The following is a 2,977-nucleotide window of genomic DNA, read 5'->3' as shown; positions in this document are numbered from 1 at the left end:
GGGCGTCGCGTCCGGCTTCGCACCCGGCGGGGGCGGCGAGAGCAGGTACTCAGCCACGGTGCGGGTCGCGAACCGGAGGTTGTGCTTGCCCGTCGTCGCCTGCTCGTCGGCGTCCTCGAGGGCGGCGCGGAGGGCCGCGAGACGGACGGGGTCGCCCAGGAGCGCGGGGTAGACCGGAACGCGGGCGTGGCGCCAGCGGAGCATCTTCGACTTGTCGTTCTCGATGCCGAACACGTCGGCGGTCCAGACGGCGACGAGACCGCGGAGCCGATCGTCTTCGAGGGCGAGTGCGGCCAGCTCGCGGAAGGTTTGGGGGGCGCCCTCGGCGTCGGGGGATGCGGCGTGATGCAGGACGTCGGCGTCGCGCCAGACGCCGCGCTCGGAGCGCAGGCCGTAGGGGAACACGCCCTTCTTCTTGCTCATGACGCGGGCCATCATCGGGTCCACCACGCCGTCGTGGTCGATGGACTCGGCGTTAGCGATGTAGACGCCGGCCGCGGCCGGCTCCGGCCCGTTGACTGCGCCGGCCTGACGGCTCTCGAGGACGAGCGTGACGTGCCGGGCCTGCCACGTCAACAGGTCTAGCAGTCCCTCGGGTGGGCGCGACCTCGAGGTCGGACGGTCGCGGCCCCAGGCCGGTTCGTCGTTGCCGGCGCCGATCCAGACGTCGTCGGTGGGCGGGGCGTTGAGCAGGAGTGCTTGGAACAGCGACCGACCTCGAATCCAAAAGACAGCGCCCGACACGAGTGGTGCATGACGGAACGCTGGCAACCGGCCGCCGGTGGCAGCAGAGCCGGCGAGCCCCCCGAGCCCGAACGCCTGGTAGGCCACGACGGACCGGGCGGCCTCAGCCAGGCTGAGCCGCCGGTCTTGGTCGTCCATCTCGTGGCCGAACAGCGTCCCGTTGTTGCCAGCCGACTCGGCGTGGCGGAGTTGGCTCAGCGTCGTCGCGTCGCGCGCTAGGGGTTGGGCCGTCTGATAGAACGGGCGCTCAGGGTGGAGTAAGTCGAACCGGTCGCAGTGTGTGTCGAGGTAGGCCCCAAGAGCGTCGGCGTCGGTGCGGCCGGCGTCCCAGAGCGCGCACCACGGGCCGCCGTCGGCGCTCAAGTCGTGGACATCGAGAAAAAGCGCGAGCAGGAGACGGTTCAGGGCGATGGTCTCGAGCGGCGTGTCGCCGGCCACCTCGCGGATCTCGTGCGCGCGGGCGATGGCCTCGCGCAAACCAACCAACCGGCGCCGGACCGGCGCGTCGGGCGCGGTGTCAAGGTCGGTGCCGGCGTCGAGGACGGGGATCCAGGGCTCAGAGAGGAGGTCGTAGGCCACGGCTCAGGAGGTTGCAGGAGACTCGAGGACGAGACCGAGCCGGTCGTTAAACCTAACGTGGTATCCACCTACGGAACAGGACCCGTCCTCGAGGACGAGCGCGTGCATCGAGCGGAGCGCCGGCGTGTTCTCGGTAGCGTCGGTCCAGGCCTCGAGGTCGGCGGCACGGAGCGCGCCCAGGATCCGCGTCTGGCTCAGGCGGAGGCTCGCGCCCAGCAGCGCGCGGACGGCGTCGGTGGATAATGCGCGCTCAGGCTCGGCGTCGAGAGGAGCCGCGACCTCGAGGTCGGCGTCGAGGTAGAGGGCGCCGTCGGGACCACGGTGCAGGACCACGACCTCGAGGCTGTCGCCCTCGCGCGTGGCGACGCGCAACGTCCGGTGCGCGGAGTCGTCGTCCTCGTCGTTGAGCACTGGCGCCGACTTGCGCAGGAGCTTCGCGAGACGCCCGCTCGTCGGGATGGTCTGGCCGGCGGCGCTCTGGACGGACGCCATCATCTTGGCCCGCTCATCCTCGACCGTCTTGGTCCACGTCTCGGCGGCGTCGGCCTCGAGGTCGGCCGGCGGAGGGGGCTGGCTCGTGACCTCCTCGTCGGCCAGGTAGACGGCCTCGATGAGCCGGCGGTAGTCGTCGGGGAGCGACCAGCGGCCCGTCCCGTCGGCGTCCTCGAGGGCGCGCAGCACGCGCTGGGTCCGCCACAGGACGACGGGGTCGTAGACGAACCCGAACGGGACCTCTGTGGACGTCACGTCCGGCAGCCCGCCGTCGGGGGCGTCGGGGCAGAGCCAGACGACGTGGGGCTCGGCGTAGCCGCTGGGGCGGTCTCGGTCGTGGCGGTGGAGCCGGCCGGCCCGCTGCAGCATCAGGTCGATGGGCGCCAAGTCGGTCACCAGGAGGTCCACGTCGAGGTCGAGCGACTGCTCGGCGAGCTGCGTCGCCACCAACACGGCCGGCCCGTCCCGGCGCCCCTTCCCGAACCGGCCCGCAATCCACTCGTCGTCGTCACGGTGGCCGACGACGGCCCGCTCGATCCGCTGGCGGTCGCGGAGCAGGAAGCGGGCGTGGAACAGGACCAGGTCGTCGGCCTCGAGGTCGGCTTTGCAGGCGTCCTTGATGGCCTGGAACGCGAGTTGCGCGCGGGCGACCGTGTTCAGAATCACGCCCACGACGGCGCCGTCGCGGACGGCCTGGGCGACGGTCGCGGCGACGGCCTCGAGGTCGGGATCGTGCCGGCGTAAGGTGGCGCGCTGCCCGCGGTCGGCGCTGAGCGGCTGGCCGTCTACGGCGTCGTGGAGCCGGACGCGGCCGTCGGCGACGGTCCAGACGGCGGGGTACGAGACGTGGGCGGGGTCGGCTTCGAGGTCGGCATTGGCGTCCGAGTCCCAGGCTTGGATGAGTTGGCGGCGGAGCCGGGCCGGCAGGGTCGCCGAGAGCAGGACCACGGAGCAGCCGAGCGCCCGGAGCCACCCGACCATCGTCCCGATGATGGTCTGCATGTAGACGTCGTAGGCGTGGACCTCATCGAGGACGACGGTCTTGCCGGCCAAGCCATACATCCGCAGGAAAAAGTGCCGCCCGCGCAACGCTCCCAGCATAGCCTGGTCGATGGTGCCCAACCCGTACGGCGTGAGCAGGGCGCGCTTCGAGGACGTGAAC

The 2,977-nt window shown here is 71.6% G+C and carries 2 protein-coding genes; both read right to left on the bottom strand.

Annotated features, from left to right (window positions below; genetic code table 11):
• On the bottom strand, positions 1-1,323 hold a 1,323-nt coding region (gene casA / locus WBA11_RS02280; RefSeq protein ID WP_424519110.1), incomplete at its 3' end, for a type I-E CRISPR-associated protein Cse1/CasA.
• 3 nt (positions 1,324-1,326) lie between these two features.
• A partial coding sequence (gene cas3, locus WBA11_RS02275; RefSeq protein WP_424519109.1) for a CRISPR-associated helicase Cas3' occupies positions 1,327-2,977 on the bottom strand: 1,651 nt, incomplete at its 5' end.

Source organism: Rubrivirga sp. (genome assembly GCF_049648075.1).
Classification (GTDB): domain Bacteria; phylum Bacteroidota; class Rhodothermia; order Rhodothermales; family Rubricoccaceae; genus Rubrivirga.
The sequence above is the reverse complement of the archived record's forward strand: the minus strand, read 5'-3'. Positions and strand labels throughout refer to the sequence as shown.